This is a genomic window from Mesorhizobium carmichaelinearum, assembly GCF_900199455.1.
In the GTDB taxonomy this organism is placed as follows: Bacteria; Pseudomonadota; Alphaproteobacteria; order Rhizobiales; family Rhizobiaceae; genus Mesorhizobium; species Mesorhizobium carmichaelinearum.
In genome coordinates this window covers 348,515-366,063 of sequence record NZ_FZQR01000007.1, presented here as the reverse complement: position 1 = coordinate 366,063, position 17,549 = coordinate 348,515, and the positions used below count along the sequence as shown (strand labels likewise).

Genomic DNA, 17,549 nt, shown 5'->3' with positions numbered 1-17,549 from the left:
TCTTCGGCCCGCCCCTCTCCGGTTTGTCGTCGCCTGGCCAAATCATCCCTCCCCCGCGGCGACGGACAAGCGTGCCGTCGCCGATTCTGCGTGCTGGCCTAGTATCGCCTATTGATCTACCAATCGATAGGAACAATGTAGAGTTGGTGGCCGGCCCCTCGCTGGCCGCCCTCCATGGCACTTTCGAGGCGATCCGCGATGCTCCGACAAATCTCCGAAGACGTCCGCGTCAATCTGAAGGACCGGTTGCGGGAAGTCCGCGACATCATCCGCCAGAGCCGCCATGACGGCACCGGCGACGCCAGCGTCCTGCGCGAAGCGACCAGCCATCTGCCGCCATTTCCGGGCAAAGGCATCGAGGGCCTGCTCAGCCATGCCGCCAGCGCCTTCGACGAAGCGTTGTCGATCGCCGAATCCTTTGTCCCGCACGAGCGCCCGATCAAGGTGGACGGCACGACCGTAAAGGGCCTCGGCACCTATTTCCCGGCCGGAAACGAAGACCAGCAGTTGAGTGCCGAGCGCCTGTTCCGGCGCGATATGTACTATCTGACCAAGGCTGTGCTGGCCGGGCTGAAGATCGAAAATGCCCGCATCCATGAAGCCGATTTCGCCGCCGCGCATGCCACGATGCGCAAGCGCCATGGCGATCTGCTGGCTGCCCTGGCCATGCCCGGAGCTGCCGGACTGCAGGCAATCGCGGCCACCTGCGCGGCGCTGCTGGTCGAGTTGCTCAACCAGCGTCCCGTCCGCTTTGGCGAGGCCGCGCCGGAAACGGCCGCGATTGGTGGTAGGGCACCTGACATAAGCTGCCTGGCGCCGGTGGTTCTGGCCTGCGGCCTGGCGACGACCGGCCGCGACGGCGCGCCGGAGCCGGACATGCTGGAGATCGCCATCCTGGCTGCCGATATCCGTCATGACCGCGTTGTGCAGGCCTGCGCCAAGGCAAGCCCGGTCGAGGAACTGACACCTGTCTTTGCCACCTTGCTTGCCCACTTGCCGTAAGCTCCAGCGGCGCTTCCGGAAATCTAGTCCCCGGTCGCCATGGCCGTGATCGTCTTCTTGGCGCGCTGAATCGAGGCCGGGCTCATCGAAAGCTCGGTCAGGCCCATCTCGATGAAGGCCGGGATCAGATCCGGCCGTCCGGCGGCCTCGCCGCACATGCCGACCATGATGCCGGCGGCGACGCCGGCTTTGGCCGTCAGCTCGATCGCCGACATGACCGCCGGATTGGTGACGTCGTTGAGCTTGGCCACGGTCGGGTTGAGCCGGTCGGCCGCCATGATGTACTGGGTCAGGTCATTGGTGCCGATCGAGAAGAAAGCCACCTCCTTGGCCAGCGCCGGAGCAATCAGCACCGCGGCCGGGGTTTCGATCATCACGCCGAGATCGAACGTCGCATAGGCCACGCCTTCGGCCTTGAGTTCAGCGGCGCATTCACCGACCAGTGCACGGGTGCGTGTGACTTCGGAAATATCGGACACCATCGGCAGCATCACCTTGATGTTGCCGTGCACGGCGGCCCTCAGCAACGCCCTGAGCTGGCGCTTGAAGATATCGGGCCGGTCGAGGCACATGCGGATGCCGCGCCAGCCGAGGAAGGGGTTCTCCTCGTCGGGAAACTCGATGCCGGCAATCGGCTTGTCGCCGCCGATGTCGAGCGTGCGCACGATGACCGGATGGGGCGCGAAGGCCTTGGCCAGCGCCGCATAGGTCTCGGCCTGCATGTCCTCCGAGGGAAGATGCATGTGGCGCATGAACAAAAGCTCGGTGCGGAACAGGCCGACGCCCATGGCGCCCGCCTCCTGCGCCGCCTCGATTTCCTCCAGCGAGCCGATATTGGCCGCGACCTCGATCACCTTGCCGTCGGCGCGCTTGGGCGTCACCGTCTTGAAAGCGGTCAGCCCGGCACGCTCCTTCGCCCCCGCTTCGACACGACCGGCGTATTCGGCGCGCGTCGCCGCGTCGGGGTCGATGATCACATGGCCCGTATTGCCGTCGAGCGCCACGTCGTGCGCGGTGCGCAAGGCATTGACCTGGTCGCCAAGACCGAGCACCGCCGGGATGCCGTGCGAACGGGCGATGATGGCGATGTGCGAGGTGGCGCCACCATGGCCGCAAATAACCCCGCCAATGCGTTTCAGCGGCGCGCGCGCCAGATCCCAGGCACCGATGTCGTCGGCGATGAGAATGGCGCCCTCGGGGATGTTTTCGAGACTGACGTCGTCCTGGCCCAGCAGCACCAGGCAGATCTGCCGTCCGACCGCATGGACATCGTCCGCCCGTGCATTGAGGTAATGATCGTCGACGGCGCTGAAATCGGCGGCGATGGTGGCGGCTGCGGTGATGACGGCCGAGACCGCATCATTGCCGCCCTTGATCGCCTTTTCGGCCTCGCCGGTCAGGCTGTCGTCGGCGGCGATATCCCTGAGTGCCGCGACGATGCCACGGTCTCCCGCCGACAGGCTGTCCTGCGCCAGGGCTCGGTCCATGCGCGCCTGGACGGCGGCGACGGCGGCACGGAACCTGTCGATCTCGCCGGCGATTTCGTCAGCCTGCAATAGGCGGCCCTGTCCGGCGATGTCAGGCGGGAAATGTGCGAAAGCCGGCCCGATGGCGACGCCCTCGCTGGCTGCGACACCGCGCAAGCCGTTTGCCTGACCGGGCACGGATTGGAGCACCGGTGCGGGTGCCGTTTCTTGGCCGGCATCATTGGCCGGGCTGTGCGGCTCGGCTTCATCGTCGAGGCCCGCCTTGGGGTTTTCCAGATAGCCGATCAGCGCTTCGATCGCCTCGATGGCGTCGGCGCCGTTGGCCCGCACGGTGACTTCCTGGTTTTCCTTGACCGCCAGCAGCATCAGCTTGACGGAACTCTTGGCGCTGACCGCCTTGCCGTCCTTGACCAATTCGACATCGGATTCGAAGCCCTTGGCGAGCTTGACGAACCGCGTGGCGGGACGAGCGTGCAAACCTTCATGCACTCTGACGATGGTCGAGCGTTCCATGGCAAATACTCTGCTTTTCCTAGCGCCGTGACCAGACGGGCAGCGGCGCGAATGCTTCAGGCGGCGATGGTGATGATCGCGTCTGTCTTCAGGGCGGCCACGAGCGCTTGGGCGTCGACCTGCGATGCGCAGATTTCGCCCGGCCTCTCGGCCTCGGTGGCGCCGTTGAACGAGATGACGACGTGGCCCATCTCGAGCACCTTGCTCCATGCACTGGAGCCAACCGCGGTAATGGTCGCGGAAACATCGCCAAGGGTGATCGAAGCGCCCTTGGCGGGCGCTCCGTCACTTGGTCCCTGCTCCGTCTTGTGGAGCACCGACACCTCGGCAAGCTCCGGCGGCGAGCCATCCGCAAACAGGATGACCACGCCCCCTTCGGCAAGATCCGCCACTTCGGGCCCGATGGCAGTGACCCGTGTTCTCAGCAGAACCGTCATATGGCGAACCTCATTTCCTTACTCTCTTTAAAACACGATCAGGCTGACGACCCAGGCGATAAGCACCGAGACCGGGCCCATGATCTGACGGCTGATGAGCACCGCCGGAACACCGATTTCGATCGTCTTCGGCTTGGCTTCACCGAGCGCCAGGCCGACGGGAACAAAGTCGCAGCCGACCTGGGTATTGTAGGCAAACAGCGCCGGCAGGGCCATCGCCGGTGAAATCGTGCCGTTGGCGATCTGCGGGCCGATGATGGCCACGCCGATGACCTGCGCGATGACGGCGCCTGGCCCGAGGATGGGAGACAGGAACGGCAGGCCGCAAATGGCCGAGATGATCAGCAGGCCGACGATGTTGTTGGCCAGCGGACCCATCGGCTGGGCAAGCACGTCACCGATGCCGGTGTACAGGATCAGGCCGATGAGCATGGTCACGAAGGCCATGAACGGCAGCACGTTGCGCACCACCTGGTCGATCGTGCGGCGGCCGGAATTGAAAAAGATGCCGACCACCCGGCCCATGACGCGGCCGATCGAGCTGATCAGGCCGATAAGCCCGCCTTCGCTCGGCAGCGGCTGTGGTGCCGCGGCAGCGTTGTTGTTGTTTGAACTCATCGATGCTGCTCCCCCCGCAGTGGTGACCGCCTCGGATCCGTCCGCCATTGTGACGTTGGCCGGCTTCACGCCCGAAACGTAGATATCCTCGGTGATGAACTGGGCGAGCGGCCCAGCCTGGCCGACCGGCGTCAGATTGACGGTCGGGATACGCTTGCGCGGATAGACGCCGCAGCGTGCGGTGCCGCCGCAATCGACGACGACAACCGCCATCTCGCCTTCGACCGGCGGCGCCTTGAAGCCGTCGACGGCTGTGGCGCCGGTCATGTCGGCGATCAACTGAGCCACGGGATGGATGCCGCCGCCGGTGACGGAGACGACCTTGTCGCGCTGGCTGGTCGGCTCGATGACGAGCGGGCCGCCCCAGCCTGTGTTGCCCCGGGAGATTTTTACGGCTTTGAATGTCTTGGCCATGATGTCCTCCCCGCCCTTACAGCTCGACGCCCTGGCGGCGTGCCATGATCATCGTGATGCGCTCGGTCAGCATGCCCTTGAGCAGGATGACGACGAGGCCGACAATGGCGTACCAGATCGCCACCTTGACGTGGTAACCGGCGACGACAACGCCCTTCTTCTCAAGCTCGAGCAGAGCCACGAGAATACCGCCCCAGACGAAATATTCACCCGGATTGATGTGCGGGAACAGGCCAAGCGGCGGGTGCACGTAGGACACGGCCGCGTCGTAGAAGGCCGGCTTGTGCTTTTCTTCCAGGAACGATCCGAACGTGTAGGCCATCGGATTGGTGAGGAAGAACACCGCCAGCAGCGGCAGCAGCGTATAGCGGGTCAAGGCAATCCTGCCGGCGCCGCGCGCCAGGCCGTGCACGCGCTCCTCGCCGACCAGTTCGGTGACGGCGTAGAAGGCGGTCATCAGCACCACCAGCGTCGGAATGATGCCGGTGACGAAGCCGGCGAACACTTCGCCACCCTTCTGGAAGATGCCGATGAAGTACTTGCCAATGGCGGTCAGCCAGCCAAGCTGCTCTTCCTGCTGGACTTCCTTCAGCTTTTCCTTGAACTGATCGACGGTTATCGGTCCGCTGTCTGCTTGCGCCAGGACAACGAGATGGTCGGATGCATGCTCGACGGCGAGCTTGCCATGCAATGCAGCATCCGAGACCATGGCACCTGCGACATGCAGATTGTGCACGGCCATGTCGGCATGCTGCGCCAACAACGAAAATACAGACATTTCTCCTCCTTATGCCGCCCGCCGGTTATCCCAGTCGGTGCGCGGCGTCCTCTAAGCCCTTGCTACGTTCAAACCGGACAGACCCGGCTTCTTCCCCGGCTCCGACCGTGCTTTGTCGATCTGTTCGATCGCTCGCTTCACGGCCTCGGCCACACCGGGTTCCCCCTCCCCCATGATCGCAGGGTTGGACCGGAGTCGATCGAGGGGAACACCCTCGAATTCTTGATGTCTTTTGAACTTGGTGAAGACGGACCGGCCGCTCATCACCATCAGGCGGCGCACGATCAGGTCAGGCGTCACCACGACGAGCGCGATGGTGCCCTTGGCCAACCGGCCGCGAAAATTGCCGGCTCCGACGAAGCCGTCCTTGTACTGGTCGGTGACGCCCCGGAAGACATCCGAATAGTGCCGCATCTGCAACCAGACGCCGAGCGACTGCAGCGCCCACACAATAACCAGCAGAAGCAGTCCCCACTGCCAAATCGCCATTCGGTTCTCCTCCCGAAGCCTCCGTTGAACCGCACCTTGGACCGGCACGAGACAACAGCAAAGTGAGAACATTTGTTTCCGCGAATGTCAATATGTATGATATTGGCCTCCACCACGCCATCCACAGGTCGTCTGCCGATTTCGGCGGCGGCATGGCTGTGCTAGCCTGTCAGCAAACGGGATGCATGAAATGGAACTGCCCTTCAGGGATGAACTGGCCCTAATGCCCGACCTGCGCCACCGCTTGCGGCAGCTGCGCTGGTTCCGCGCCACTTTCCGCGGCAGCGCCAAGGTGGTTTCCGACACGTTCGGCGTGCGTTTCGAGATCGACGAGGCGAAGCTGACAAGGGCTTTTCTCGACTGGGTCGAGATCATGGAGGCGCAGAAGCGCTTCGCCGCGATAGACCGCGCCGACTTCATCGTCTTTGCCGCCGGCCTCGTGCTGCGCGAGCTGATCAAGCAGGCGCCGGCCCGGGAAATCTCCGGCCTCGCCGAGCTCATCGAAACGGATCAGAATGCCGGCACGCTGGAAATCATCCGCTTCTGGCCGGAAGGCTTCCTCTACACCAACTACTGCGTCTCGGTGATTTCGGCGATCTATGAGCAGGAATTCGGCAAGGCGCCCAGCATCGACAAATGCGCCGACGATTTGCGCACCTGGTGGTCCTATCGCGAGAACGTGACCGAGATGCCGGCCTACGCGGTGGCTTTCCTCGACCGCTTCCTCGGCGCCGAACCGAACTGGATCACGCCGGACCGGGCACAGTCCCGGCAAGCCATGCAAAGGGCGCTCGGATCCGCGCGCGCAAGCGATGCGCTGCGCCAGCTTTGACTGCCCACCGTCTCATGCCCAAAACGCGCTCAAGACACCGCACTATTGAACATTTGGCTTTTTGCCGATAGCGATGTGCGAAATTTGACGTGAGGAGACGAGCGCGTGGCGCGACCAAGGCCTATCATTTTCGATTGCGACGGTGTTCTCGTCGACAGCGAGCCGCTGGCTGCCAGGGCCTATGAGCGCGTCTATGAAAAGCACGGCATGCCAGGCGTTCATGGCGGTATCATCGCCCAATGCGTCGGCATGAAGCAGTCCGACATCATCGCCAGGATCAGGGAATTGACCGGGCATCAATTTCCCGCCACGGCCGACGGCGACATCTGGGCCGAGACCAAGGTGCTGTTCACCGAGGAATTGAAGCCCACGCCAGGGATCGCCGCGTTCCTGCAAACGCTTGAGGGCGATCGCTGCGTCGCCTCGTCATCCTCCGTCGAGCGCATCAACCACAGCCTTGCTGTCACCGGACTGGCGCATTTCTTCGGCGAGGCGATCTACAGTTCCTCGATGGTCAAGAACGGCAAGCCGGCGCCCGATATCTTCCTGTTCGCCGCCGCCAGGATGGGCGTCGCCCCGGCCGACTGCATCGTCATCGAGGATTCGCCCTTCGGCATCCAGGGTGCGGTCGCCGCCGGCATGACGGCGATCGGCTACACCGGTGGCGGCCACACCTATGCCGAGCATGCCGCGCGGCTGACGGCGGCCGGTGCCGATTTCGTCTGCGCCGACTGGCAAGAAGTTAGCCGGCAACTGTCCGGGCTCGGCGTGCCGGCGTAGACTAGTACAGGCTGGGCAATCCAAGACCGGCCCATTCGCTGGGCGGAATCACTGCCCCCACACGGAAGTTGAGGGACAGCACCCTTGTCGCATCGGTGTCGACCTCACACCGAAAGCTCAAATGGTACCATGTGGTTGTCGTGCTGAAAGCGACATCCGACCCGTCAACTATATTGCCCGACTTCAGCGGAACTTTTGGCCATATGTAGGGAAAATAAGAAGCGTCCAACAGTTGCTGGTGCAACTCGCTGAAGCAAAGTAGGGAAGCACGCTCATTGCGAGGCACGCCGCCCATCGAGGTCGTAGCCAGCGCATCGCCGGTAGCGTCCTGCGAGTAGAGCCTGCGAACACGCGGAAGGCCCGAACCGTTCCGAGATGCAGACTTCGAGGCCTTTGAAGGGCTGGGCTTCGGCGCATTTGCCGGTTTGGGCTTTGGCGCTTCGGCTGATGTGGGAAGCTCGATCTCGCCGTCGCCGCCATCATCTGCCAAAGGCGCTGGTGCCGCGCCCTGTTGCTTGGCTACGTCGAGCGCCGCCTGCTTCTCCGCATGCTGTGTCGGCTTGGCATCCGCCGTCGCGGTTACCGGCTTCTCGTCGGCCTTGGTTGGATCTGCCGGCTGCTCGGAGTCAGGCGGCGTGGCAGACTGGTTCTCTGTGGGCTTCGGCTCGACAGGCGGCTTCGCATTGTCATCCTTGGCCGGCAACGGCGAGCTATCCTGAGCGCTGGCCCCATCCAGGGATTTCCTCGGGCCGGTATCCTTATCGCCGAACTGAAAGACAGGCTTCAGCACCTCGTTTGGCGGGGGCTTCCGAGGTTGCTTTCCCGGCGGAGGTGGGTTTTCAGCCTTCGGTTCAGGCGGCTTTTCGGCTTTGGGCTCCTTTGGCTGCGGTTTCGGCTTTGGCTGATCGGGCGGAGGGACGAGCGCGACATTGACCGGCTCCTCCTGCGGCTGTGGGGAAGGCACGGGCAGGCCATACACCAGAAGCGCCGCGACAAGCACGTGCAGGATCAGCGATGCGGGAATGCCCCACAACAGATACCGACGCCGTTCTCCTGTCTCGCCCATCATCCTGACCGATGTGGAATGAAATAGCGGCGGCTTCAAGCATAAGCACTGGATTGGCGTAAATTCGCCGCTGACAGCTTGTCGGTTTGGATCCCCACACCCAGGACAGCCCCACCAAGGCGCCGGGCGGCTCAACGAGCGGCTGCCCCACGATCCGATCCATCAAGACCCGGGATCAGCCAGTTCCCCGCCGCAAGGACGGGCGCCAATCCGGCCGACTGCATCGTCATCGAGGATTCGGCCTTCGGCAATCCAGGGCTCGGCGTGCCGGCCTAATTTAGCGGATACTTCGTGAATCCACGGCTGGCCCATTCGCCGGGCGGGATCAATGACCCGACACGGAAGTTGAAGGACAAGACCCTCGTCGCGTCGGCGTCGACCTCGCACCGAAAGTTCAGATTGTACCATTGGGTTCTTGTGCTGAAGGCGGCCTGCGGAGGGTTAAGAACGTTGCCTAGCTTCAGCGGAATGGTTGGCACCCATTTGGGTGTATAATCGGCACTTTGCAATTCCTGGTCCAGAACGTTGCCGCAAAGGTTGGCAACGCGCTGATCGCGCGGCACGTTCTCCATGGAGCTTGTGGCGAACGCATCGCCAGTTGCCCCCTGCGAGTAAAGCTTCCTGACGCCCGGAAGGCCGGAATAGATGGGAGATCCCGCAACGTCGGTGTTGGTGGGATTTGACCTTCCTGCCTTCCCGCTTGGGGCTTTGAAGGCCCCTGCGGATTTGAACTTCATCGGCTTTGCAGGTTTAGGCTTTGCCTTTTCTTCCGAGGATGGAGGCACAGGCTTGCCGCCGGGCTCGGCCGCCAATGGCTTTGGCACCGCGACCGCTTGCTTCTCCTCGGTTTGCGGCGGTGCCTCCTGTTTGTCCGGCTGCTGTTTGTCAGCATCCTCAGTCGCCTGCTTCTCCTCGCTTTGCGCAGGCTTGGCCTCCGGCGAGGCAGTTGCCGCCTCCTCGTCGGCCTTGCTGGTATCTGCCTGCTGCTCGGGATTTGCAGGCGGTGCGGACTGGTTGGGCACGGGCTTCGGTTCGACGGGCGGCTTCGCAGCCTTATCCTCGGCCGGCGACGGCGCATTGGCTTGAGCGCTGCCACCGTCGAGAGATTTCTCGGGCCCGGTATCTTTCTCGCCATACCGGAAAACGGGCTTCAGAACCGGAGTGTTCACCGGCTTAGGTGGCTGCTCGGGCGGCTTTTCCACCTTCTGTTCCGGTGGCTTTTCGGCTTTGGGCTGCTTTGGCGGCGGCGGAGGAACAGGTTTCGGCTTTGGCTGATCGGGCGGAGGCACGATCGCGACATTGACCGGCTGCTCCTGCTGCGGCTGTTGGGGAGGCGTGGGTATACCGTATAACAGGAGCGCCACGACAAGCACGTGCAGGATCAGCGATGCGGGGATGCCCCACAACAGATTGCGACGCCGTTCTCCTGTCTCGCCCTTCATCCTGACCGATGTGGAATGAAATAGCGGCGGCTTCAAGCATAAGCACGGGATTGGCGCAATTTGGCCACTGACAGCTTGGTGATCTGGACCACGACGCGCAGGGCCGTGTTCCCGGCGCGCGACTCAAAAGCTGCCAAGCAGATCCAGCATCACGGGGCTGTCCCTGCCGCCGGGATCAGCCAGCCGGACTTTATCCGCAGCCGTGCCTGGGCTCCACTCTCCAGCGTAACCGGGTCTGGCTGCTCGAAATGCAAGGTGAGGTCTGGACCGGCCGCGGGCGCGAATTCGATGCGTGCGGCGCCGCCCTGATAGACCACCCGTTTGACGAGGCCGTCGAAGCCGAGACCATCCGGCGAGACGTCGAGGTCGGCCGACCGGCAGCAGATCTTCGCGCCCGCGCGTGGCCGCTCGCCGGGGCGGCAGCGGACCACCAGCTCGGTTCCGAGAACCCGGACCTTGCAGTGGCCGCCATCTTCACTGGACAAGACATCCGCGGGTAACAAAATTCCTTGCGAGATGAAGGAGGCCACCATTTCGTTTGCCGGCTCATGATAGAGTTCGCGCGGCGTCGCCAACTGCATCAAGCGGCCGTGGTCCATCACCGCGATGCGGTCGGCCAGCGCCATCGCCTCGGCCTGATCATGGGTGATGTAGACGATGGTCGTGCCGGTGCGTTTGTGGAAGGCGGCGAACTCGTCCTCCATCGAGGCTCTGAGGTGGACGTCCAGATTGGCGAGTGGCTCGTCGAACAGCACCAGCGAGGGCGCGGCGACAAGGCAACGCGCCAACGCCACGCGCTGGCGCTGGCCACCGGACAGATTGGCCGGCCTGCGCTCGCCCATCCCCTGCAGATTGACCAAAGCGAGCGCGTCCTCGACCTTGCGGCGCGCAACCGCCTTGTCGAGCTTCGCCACCTTCAGCGAATAGCCGATGTTTTCGGCCACCGTCATATGCGGCCAAAGCGCGTAGTTCTGGAAGACGATGCCGACGCGCCGCTTCTCCGGTGCGACGCTGCCGCCGCTGTTCGACACGAGATCACTGCCGATGCAGATTTCGCCCGAGGTCACTTTCTCGAAGCCGGCGATGAGCCGCAGCAACGTCGTCTTGCCGCAGCCCGAGGGACCGAGCACCGCCAGGAACTCGCCATCGGCGACGTCGATCGAGACATCCTTGACCGCATCGAAATCGGCGAAGCTCTTGGTCACATGGTCGAGGCTCAGTCGCGCCATGGCAGAGCTCCGCTCGGAAGATGCGGGGCAAGCAGATTGGTCACCAGCATCAGCACGAAGGTGACCGCGACCGTGACGACCGACATCGCCGCCGCGTAGTTGGAATCGCCGCCCTGCTCGAAGGAAAACATCACCACACCAATGGTTTCCGAGCCCGAAGACCACAGCAGCGCCGAGACGGTGAGTTCGCTGAGCGCGGTCATGAAGATCAGCAGGCCGCCGGCGATGGCCGCCGGCGCGACCAGCGGGAAAATGATGGTACGCATGCGCGTGAACAGGCCGGCACCCGCCACTTGTGCGGCCTCTTCCAGCGCCCGGTCGATCTGGTGATAGCCGCTGATGGTCGGCCGCAGCGCCAGCACCAGGAAGCGGGCGAGGTAGGCATAGAGGATGATCCAGACCGTGTTGTAGAGTTGGATGCCGGTCAGCGGGATCGGCCGCAGGAAGAGCAACAGCGAGGCGATCGCCAGCACCACACCGGGCAAGGCATAGGGCAGCTCCACAGACAAATTGAGCAGCCGCACCCAACGCTGCTTGCCCCAGGCGATGAGATAGCCGACCGGCACGGCGACGACGACCGCAAAGAAAGCGGCGGCGATCGACAGCCAGAAACTGTTGAAGAAGGCGCGGTTGGCGGCGTCATGCTCGAACAGCACGAAGCGGTAATTGTCGAGCGTCGCCGTCTTGGCGGTGAGCGCGATGCCGTATCCCGGGACCAGCGAGGTCAGCACCAGCCCGAACAGCGGCAGGAACAGCACCAGCACGATCAGCAGCCACATGCCGGCCTGGACAACGGGCCGCCAGCGGCCGAGCTCATAGGGCTCAGCCGGCAGCGATGTCGAAGAAATCCGATAGTCGCGGCGGCGGCTCATCCCCTCCTGGGCGAGAATGCCGGCCATGGCGATGACGCCGATCAGCACCGACAGGAATGCGGTTTCGCCGAGCACGGCCGGACCGCCGCCCGCCAGCTTCTGATAGATGAGCGTTGGCAGCACCAGATAGTTAGCGGGAATGCCGAGGAAGGCCGGAATACCGAAATTGCCGACACAGGACACGAAGGCCAGTGCCGCCGCCGCCATGATCGACGGCGTCATCAAGGGCAGCACGATGGTGACCAGCACGGTGAACCAACCTGCACCGCCGGCGCGCGCGGCCTCGACCAGTTCGCGCGGCAGCTTGCGCAGCCCGGCGCGCACCAGCAGGAAGACCAGCGGACCATATTGCACGCCGAGCAGCAGGATGATGCCCGAGGTCGAATAGAGCGGGTTCTTCGTGCCGAGCGGCGGTGCTGCGCCAAACAGCTTGAGGAAGGGGCTGGCCGGGCCGAACAGTTGCAACCAGGCCAGCGCCGTCACCTGCGGCGCGATCATCAGCGGCATGACGTAGCACAGCACCAGGGCGCTGCGGCCGCGTATGTCGGTCAGCGAGACCAGCACCGCCACCGCCGTTCCCGACAGCACCGCAAGCAAGGTGCCGCCGATGCCGACGACCAGCGTATGCCAGGTCGCGATCCACGTCGCCTGGCTCCGCAATCCGGCCTCCACGGCCACTGTCGACAGCGTGCCGCCGGGTGCCGCGATCTCCTTGATGAGGCGCAGCATGGGCAGCAGCGAAAACAGCACGATGACGACAGCTACCACCGCCGTCAGGGCCATCTCCTGGCCCCGGCTTTCCCTGATGCGTGTCGCCATGATTGCGTTTCCTGGCATCGGTGCGGCGGAATGCCGTCGATCGACATCCCGCCGCGATTGCCGGCTCAGCCGCCGAACAGTTCCTGGAACTTCGCCTTGTCGGCGTCGGTCTTGGCGACGATCGCCTTGGTGTCGAACGGCATCACCTTGACCTTGACGCCTTCCGGCAGCCAGTCGGGGCGGCCGATCGAGGCGCGCGCCGGCAGATAGCCCATGGACAGCGCCAGCTTCTGGCCTTCGTCGGAAAGAATGAAATCGACGAACTTCTTGGCGCCGTCGACATTCCTAGCGGTCTTCATGATGGCGACCGGCTCAGTCACCGCCGGAACGCCTTCCGAGGGGAATACGAACTCGACCGGCGAGCCCTTCTTCTTGGCGTTCATCGCCATGAAGTCGACCAGGATGCCATAGGGCTTCTCGCCTGAGGCCACCGACTTCAGCACCGCGCCATTGCCGCGCACGCTGACGGTGTTGTTGGTCTTCAGCTTCTGGAAGAACTCCCAGCCATAGTTGGCATCGCCGGCGAAGCCCGAAAGCAGATAGGCGGCCGCACCCGAATAGAGCGGGCTCGGCATGACCAGGCCATCGGCATAGGCGGGCTTGGCGAGATCGGCCCAATGTTCCGGCTTTTGCGCGGCCGCGGTGTTGTAGACGATGCCGGTGGTGATCAGCTTGCTGCCGAAATAGGTCTTGTCGGCGTCATAGGCATCCGCCTCGATGCCGTCGAGCTTTGCCTCGGGATAAGGCAGCAGCCGGTCATCCTTCTTCAGCAGCTCCATCGAGACCGCATCGGCGATCAGCAATACGTCGGGCTGCGGGCTGCCAGCGGCGAACTCGGCCGCCATCTTGGTGAGGATGTCGCTGGTTCCGGAACGATAGATGGTCACCTCGATGCCGGGCTGCGCCTTCTTGAAGGCATCCACGGTCTTGGCCGCGTCGGCTTCCGGCTGCGATGTGTAGAGCGTCAGTGTTTCGGCGTTTGCCACGCCGGCAAACAAAGTCGCCGCGAGCGCCAGCTGGCTGGCCAGCAGCTTGATGAGTAGCGTCTTCATGAGACCTCCTGTCTTGTCTGTGCATGACCGGACCGGCCCCTGGCCGGCTCCCTGTCCCTTCCTCCCTGCACGGCCCATATGACTGGTGGATGACAGCGCACATGCGCGATCGGATCAAGCAACAACTTGGCTTGAAATGCTCTCGCGGCACGACAAGGGGGCCCGCGGAACTGGCCTTCCGCGAGCCTCATAACCATTGTGGCGGCTGATTTCTTGGCGTAACGGCACGCCCGGAACCATGCTGTCCCGGCGCTCCCCAAAGGGTGCCTCGACTGCCCTTAAACCAGCATGCCCATCGGGTTCTCGATCAGCCGCTTGAAGGCGACCAGCAGTTCCGCGCCAAGCGCTCCATCGACGGCTCGGTGGTCCGTCGACAGCGTCACCGACATCACGGTCGCTATTTTGATCTCGCCATTCTTGACCACCGCCCGCTCCTCGCCGGCACCAACCGCCAGGATCGTCGCATGCGGCGGGTTGATGACCGCGGCAAAGTCCTTGATGCCGAACATGCCGAGGTTCGACACCGCCGTGGTGCCGCCCTGATACTCTTCCGGCTTCAGCTTGCGGCTGCGGGCGCGGCTCGCCAGATCCTTCATCTCGTTGGAGATGGTGGACAGCGTTTTTTCGTCCGCATGCCGAATGATCGGCGTGATCAGGCCACCGGGGATCGAGACGGCAACGCCGACATCGGCATGCTTGTGCTTCACCATGGCGCTTTCGGTCCATGAGGCATTGGCATCCGGCACTGCTTTCAAGGCCATGGCCATGGCTTTGATCACCATGTCGTTGACCGACAGTTTGTAGGTTGGCGCGTCACCCTTGTCGGTCTTCTTCATCGGTGCGGCGGCATTGATTTGCGTACGCAGTGCCAGCAGCGCATCGAGTTCGCAGTCGAGCGTCAGGTAAAAATGCGGAATGGTGGATTTTGCTTCGACCAGGCGCCTCGCAATGGTCTTGCGCATGTTGTCGTGCGGGACGAGGTCGTAGGAGCCTTGCTCGAAGAGGCGCAGAACGTCCCCCTCCCCCTTGAGGGGAGGGTGGCCGGCCGAAGGCCGGTCGGGTGGGGTCGGTTCGACTGGGCTCGGCGCAAAGGCGGTGCCTTCTGAGGCGACCCCCTCCGTCCGCTTCGCGGACACCTCCCCCTCAAGGGGGGAGGAGATCGCGGCTTCGACATCCGCCTTAACCACGCGGCCATAGGGTCCGGAGCCTGTTAGGCCTGACAGGTTCAGCCCTGCTTCCCGGGCCAAACGACGAGCCAAGGGTGTCGCGCGGGTCTTCCCCTCCCCCTCGAGGGGAGGGTGGCCGGCCAAAGGCCGGTCGGGTGGGGTCGGTTCGACCGGGCTCGGCTCAAGGGCGGTGCTGGACTGGGAGGTGCCTCCTGAGGCGACCCCCTCTGTCGGCCTTGCCGACATCTCCCCCTCGATGGGGGAGATTGGCGCATAACTTTCATCATCGGCATAAATCCACGCAACCGGCGCGCCAACCGGAATATCGACGCCTTCCTTGCCGGTCACATCGCGCAGCACGCCGCTGGCCGGCGCATCAATCTCCATCGCCGCCTTGTCGGTCTCGATCTCGAACAGCACGTCGCCCTTCTTGACCCGGGCGCCTTCCTCGGCGAACCAGCGCGATATCTGTCCGGTCGCCATGTCCATGTCGACCTTGGGAAGAATGACTTCGGTCGGCATGGATCAGCGAACCCCTTTCACGAGGTCGCGCGCGGCGGTGATGATGTCGGGAACCTGCGGCACCGTGGCTTTCTCAAGCTCCGGATTGTAGGGGATCGGCGTCTCGGCGCCGCCCAGCCGCACGATCGGTGCATCGAGATAGTCGAACGCCTCGCTCTCGGCGATCATGGCGCTGACCTCGGCGCCGATTCCCAGTGTCTTGACCGCTTCGTAGACGCACATCAGCCGCGACGTCTTCTTGACGCTGTCGATGACCGTCTGCTTGTCCATCGGCCGGATGGTCCGGAGGTCGACGACTTCGACATCGATGCCTTCGGCTTCCAGCGTGGCGGCGGCATCGAGCGCCTTCTGCACCATGATCGAGGTGGCGACGATGGTGAGATCGCGGCCCTCGCGGCGGATGTCGGCCTTGCCGATCGGCACCGTGTAATAGCCTTCGGGCACCGGACCCTTCATCTTGTAGAGCAGCTTGTGCTCGAAGATCATCACCGGATCGGGATCGGCGACCGCCGCCAGGAGCATGCCCTTGGCATCATAGGGCGTCGCCGGCTGGATGACCTTCAGGCCCGGCACATGGCCAAGCCAGGCTTCCAGGCTCTGGCTGTGCTGGGCCGCCGCGCCCGTGCCGGAGCCGGCGGGAAAACGCATCACCACGGGCACCGAAACCTCGCCGCCCAGCATGAAGCGCATCTTGGCCGCCTGGTTCACGATCTGCTCCATGGCAAGCGTTACAAAATCGGAAAACTGGAACTCGAAGATCGGCCGCATGCCGGTGAGCGCAGCACCAACGGCGACGCCCGCTCCGCCCAGCTCCGAGATCGGCGTGTCGATGACGCGTTCGGTGCCGAAGCGCTCGACCAGATCGCCGGTCACCTGGAAGGCGCCGCCATAGACGCCGATATCCTCGCCCATCAGGAAAACGCGTTCGTCCATCTCCATGGCGATCGCCATGGCTTCCTGGATCGCCTGGGCGTAGCTCAGTTCACGCACCATCGCGTCCATCACGCCTGCTCCGTATACACGTAATTCCCGGTCTCGCTGACGTCGGGCGACGGGCTCGCCTTGGCGAATTCGATGCCGTCGGCGATCTCCTGCGCCACCTCACTGCGAATGGCCTCGATGCCCTTGTCGTCGATGAAGCCGAATTCCCGCAGCTCGTTTTCGAACAGCGTGATCGGGTCGCGGTTCGACATCCAGTCCTCGATCTCTTCCTTGGTGCGATAGCGGTTGCGGTCGCTCTTGGAATGGCCGCGATGGCGGTAGGTCTTGGACTCGATCAGCGTCGGCCCTTCGCCGGCGCGGGCGCGCTCGACGGCCTTGTAGGACGCCTCGGCGACCTCCGAGAAAATGTTGCCGTTGACGATGACGCCCGGCATCGAATAGGCGGCGGCGCGGTCGGCGATGTTCTTCACCGCGGTCGAGCGGGCGGTCGAGGTCGACATGCCGTAGCCATTGTTCTCGCAGACGAAAATGACCGGCAGCTTCCAGACCGCCGCTATGTTGAGCGCCTCGTGGAAGGCGCCCTCATTGTTGGCGCCGTCGCCGAAGAAGGAGACGACGACCTTGCCGGTCTTCATCATCTTGGAGGAGAGTGCTGCACCGACCGCGATCGGAATGCCGCCGCCGACAATGCCATTGGCGCCGAGATTGCCCTTGGCGACATCGGCAATGTGCATCGAGCCGCCGCGGCCCTTGCAATAGCCCGTGGTCTTGCCGAAGAACTCGGCGAACATGCGCTTCACCTCGGCACCCTTGGCGATGCAGTGGCCATGGCCACGATGCGTCGAGGTGATCTGGTCATCCTCGCCAAGCGGCATGCAGATGCCCATGGCGCTGGCTTCCTGGCCGATCGACAGATGCATCGTGCCGTGGATCAGGCCACGCATGTAGCTTTCCTCCGCGCCCTCCTCGAAGCGGCGGATGAGGTACATCTTGTAGAGCACCTGCTTGAGCTGCTCGGCGCTGTACTGGCGATAGACGAAAGGCAGGTTCGCGCGACTGTCCGCGACGGCTTTGCTGGCCCCGGCCATG

The 17,549-nt window shown here is 63.7% G+C and carries 16 protein-coding genes; 3 read left to right on the top strand and 13 right to left on the bottom strand.

The features are described from left to right. Window positions 1-198: 198 nt before the first annotated feature. On the top strand, window positions 199-1,002 hold the full coding sequence (locus CKW40_RS18895) for a hypothetical protein (protein ID WP_095201371.1): 804 nt from the start codon (window positions 199-201) through the stop codon (window positions 1,000-1,002). Window positions 1,003-1,025: 23 nt separating this feature from the next. Here CKW40_RS18895 and ptsP read toward each other — a convergent pair whose 3' ends face one another. From ptsP to CKW40_RS18870, 5 genes are read right to left on the bottom strand one after another with little or no spacing between them, the layout of a single operon-like run. Next, a complete protein-coding gene (gene ptsP / locus CKW40_RS18890) occupies window positions 1,026-3,002 on the bottom strand; it encodes a phosphoenolpyruvate--protein phosphotransferase (protein ID WP_095201370.1) in 1,977 nt (658 codons plus the stop codon). A gap of 56 nt (window positions 3,003-3,058) precedes the next feature. Continuing rightward, a complete protein-coding gene (locus CKW40_RS18885) occupies window positions 3,059-3,439 on the bottom strand; it encodes a PTS glucitol/sorbitol transporter subunit IIA (protein ID WP_095201369.1) in 381 nt (126 codons plus the stop codon). Between the two features lie 27 nt (window positions 3,440-3,466). Next, the gene (gene srlE / locus CKW40_RS18880) at window positions 3,467-4,471 is read right to left on the bottom strand and encodes a PTS glucitol/sorbitol transporter subunit IIB (RefSeq protein WP_095201368.1); all 1,005 of its coding nucleotides are present in this window, start codon (window positions 4,469-4,471) and stop codon (window positions 3,467-3,469) included. A 16-nt stretch (window positions 4,472-4,487) separates the two neighbouring features. Continuing rightward, a complete protein-coding gene (gene srlA, locus CKW40_RS18875; protein ID WP_095201367.1) occupies window positions 4,488-5,249 on the bottom strand; it encodes a PTS glucitol/sorbitol transporter subunit IIC in 762 nt (253 codons plus the stop codon). A 51-nt stretch (window positions 5,250-5,300) separates the two neighbouring features. Beyond that, the gene (locus CKW40_RS18870) at window positions 5,301-5,738 is read right to left on the bottom strand and encodes a transcriptional regulator GutM (protein ID WP_095201366.1); all 438 of its coding nucleotides are present in this window, start codon (window positions 5,736-5,738) and stop codon (window positions 5,301-5,303) included. A gap of 190 nt (window positions 5,739-5,928) precedes the next feature. Between CKW40_RS18870 and CKW40_RS18865 the strand changes: the two genes are divergently transcribed. Further along, window positions 5,929-6,570 (top strand): hypothetical protein, encoded by a 642-nt coding sequence (locus CKW40_RS18865; protein ID WP_095201414.1) that lies wholly within the window; start codon window positions 5,929-5,931, stop codon window positions 6,568-6,570. Between the two features lie 105 nt (window positions 6,571-6,675). Continuing rightward, the gene (locus CKW40_RS18860; protein WP_095201365.1) at window positions 6,676-7,350 is read left to right on the top strand and encodes an HAD family hydrolase; all 675 of its coding nucleotides are present in this window, start codon (window positions 6,676-6,678) and stop codon (window positions 7,348-7,350) included. A gap of 1 nt (window position 7,351) precedes the next feature. On the opposite strand, the gene CKW40_RS18855 is transcribed toward CKW40_RS18860, so the two are convergent. From CKW40_RS18855 to CKW40_RS18820, 8 genes are all read right to left on the bottom strand, one after another. Further along, the gene (locus CKW40_RS18855; protein ID WP_095201364.1) at window positions 7,352-8,419 is read right to left on the bottom strand and encodes a DUF930 domain-containing protein; all 1,068 of its coding nucleotides are present in this window, start codon (window positions 8,417-8,419) and stop codon (window positions 7,352-7,354) included. Between the two features lie 269 nt (window positions 8,420-8,688). After that, window positions 8,689-9,858: a DUF930 domain-containing protein gene (locus tag CKW40_RS18850; RefSeq protein ID WP_095201363.1), complete on the bottom strand. Its 1,170-nt coding sequence runs from the start codon at window positions 9,856-9,858 to the stop codon at window positions 8,689-8,691. A 149-nt stretch (window positions 9,859-10,007) separates the two neighbouring features. Beyond that, complete coding sequence (locus CKW40_RS18845; protein ID WP_095201362.1) at window positions 10,008-11,087, bottom strand: ABC transporter ATP-binding protein; 1,080 nt, start codon at window positions 11,085-11,087, stop codon at window positions 10,008-10,010. Beyond that, window positions 11,075-12,778 (bottom strand): ABC transporter permease, encoded by a 1,704-nt coding sequence (locus tag CKW40_RS18840; RefSeq protein WP_095201361.1) that lies wholly within the window; start codon window positions 12,776-12,778, stop codon window positions 11,075-11,077. The genes CKW40_RS18845 and CKW40_RS18840 overlap by 13 nt, the downstream gene beginning before the upstream one ends. Window positions 12,779-12,843: 65 nt before the next feature. Next, window positions 12,844-13,830, bottom strand: coding sequence for an ABC transporter substrate-binding protein (locus CKW40_RS18835; RefSeq protein ID WP_095201360.1), 987 nt, complete (start codon window positions 13,828-13,830; stop codon window positions 12,844-12,846). A gap of 278 nt (window positions 13,831-14,108) precedes the next feature. Next, the gene (locus tag CKW40_RS18830; protein WP_095201359.1) at window positions 14,109-15,518 is read right to left on the bottom strand and encodes a pyruvate dehydrogenase complex dihydrolipoamide acetyltransferase; all 1,410 of its coding nucleotides are present in this window, start codon (window positions 15,516-15,518) and stop codon (window positions 14,109-14,111) included. 3 nt (window positions 15,519-15,521) lie between these two features. Then, window positions 15,522-16,520 (bottom strand): alpha-ketoacid dehydrogenase subunit beta, encoded by a 999-nt coding sequence (locus CKW40_RS18825; protein WP_095201358.1) that lies wholly within the window; start codon window positions 16,518-16,520, stop codon window positions 15,522-15,524. Continuing rightward, a complete protein-coding gene (locus tag CKW40_RS18820; RefSeq protein WP_095201357.1) occupies window positions 16,520-17,548 on the bottom strand; it encodes a thiamine pyrophosphate-dependent dehydrogenase E1 component subunit alpha in 1,029 nt (342 codons plus the stop codon). The genes CKW40_RS18825 and CKW40_RS18820 overlap by 1 nt, the downstream gene beginning before the upstream one ends. Window position 17,549: the final 1 nt, after the last annotated feature.

Coding starts and splice junctions, on each gene's coding strand:
- CKW40_RS18895 (WP_095201371.1), top strand. CDS start 199: ATGCTCCGACAAATCTCCGAAGACGTCCGCGTCAATCTGAAGGACCGG.
- ptsP (WP_095201370.1), bottom strand. CDS start 3,002: ATGGAACGCTCGACCATCGTCAGAGTGCATGAAGGTTTGCACGCTCGT.
- CKW40_RS18885 (WP_095201369.1), bottom strand. CDS start 3,439: ATGACGGTTCTGCTGAGAACACGGGTCACTGCCATCGGGCCCGAAGTG.
- srlE (WP_095201368.1), bottom strand. CDS start 4,471: ATGGCCAAGACATTCAAAGCCGTAAAAATCTCCCGGGGCAACACAGGC.
- srlA (WP_095201367.1), bottom strand. CDS start 5,249: ATGTCTGTATTTTCGTTGTTGGCGCAGCATGCCGACATGGCCGTGCAC.
- CKW40_RS18870 (WP_095201366.1), bottom strand. CDS start 5,738: ATGGCGATTTGGCAGTGGGGACTGCTTCTGCTGGTTATTGTGTGGGCG.
- CKW40_RS18865 (WP_095201414.1), top strand. CDS start 5,929: ATGGAACTGCCCTTCAGGGATGAACTGGCCCTAATGCCCGACCTGCGC.
- CKW40_RS18855 (WP_095201364.1), bottom strand. CDS start 8,419: ATGATGGGCGAGACAGGAGAACGGCGTCGGTATCTGTTGTGGGGCATT.
- CKW40_RS18850 (WP_095201363.1), bottom strand. CDS start 9,858: ATGAAGGGCGAGACAGGAGAACGGCGTCGCAATCTGTTGTGGGGCATC.
- CKW40_RS18845 (WP_095201362.1), bottom strand. CDS start 11,087: ATGGCGCGACTGAGCCTCGACCATGTGACCAAGAGCTTCGCCGATTTC.
- CKW40_RS18840 (WP_095201361.1), bottom strand. CDS start 12,778: ATGGCGACACGCATCAGGGAAAGCCGGGGCCAGGAGATGGCCCTGACG.
- CKW40_RS18835 (WP_095201360.1), bottom strand. CDS start 13,830: ATGAAGACGCTACTCATCAAGCTGCTGGCCAGCCAGCTGGCGCTCGCG.
- CKW40_RS18830 (WP_095201359.1), bottom strand. CDS start 15,518: ATGCCGACCGAAGTCATTCTTCCCAAGGTCGACATGGACATGGCGACC.
- CKW40_RS18825 (WP_095201358.1), bottom strand. CDS start 16,520: ATGGACGCGATGGTGCGTGAACTGAGCTACGCCCAGGCGATCCAGGAA.
- CKW40_RS18820 (WP_095201357.1), bottom strand. CDS start 17,548: ATGGCCGGGGCCAGCAAAGCCGTCGCGGACAGTCGCGCGAACCTGCCT.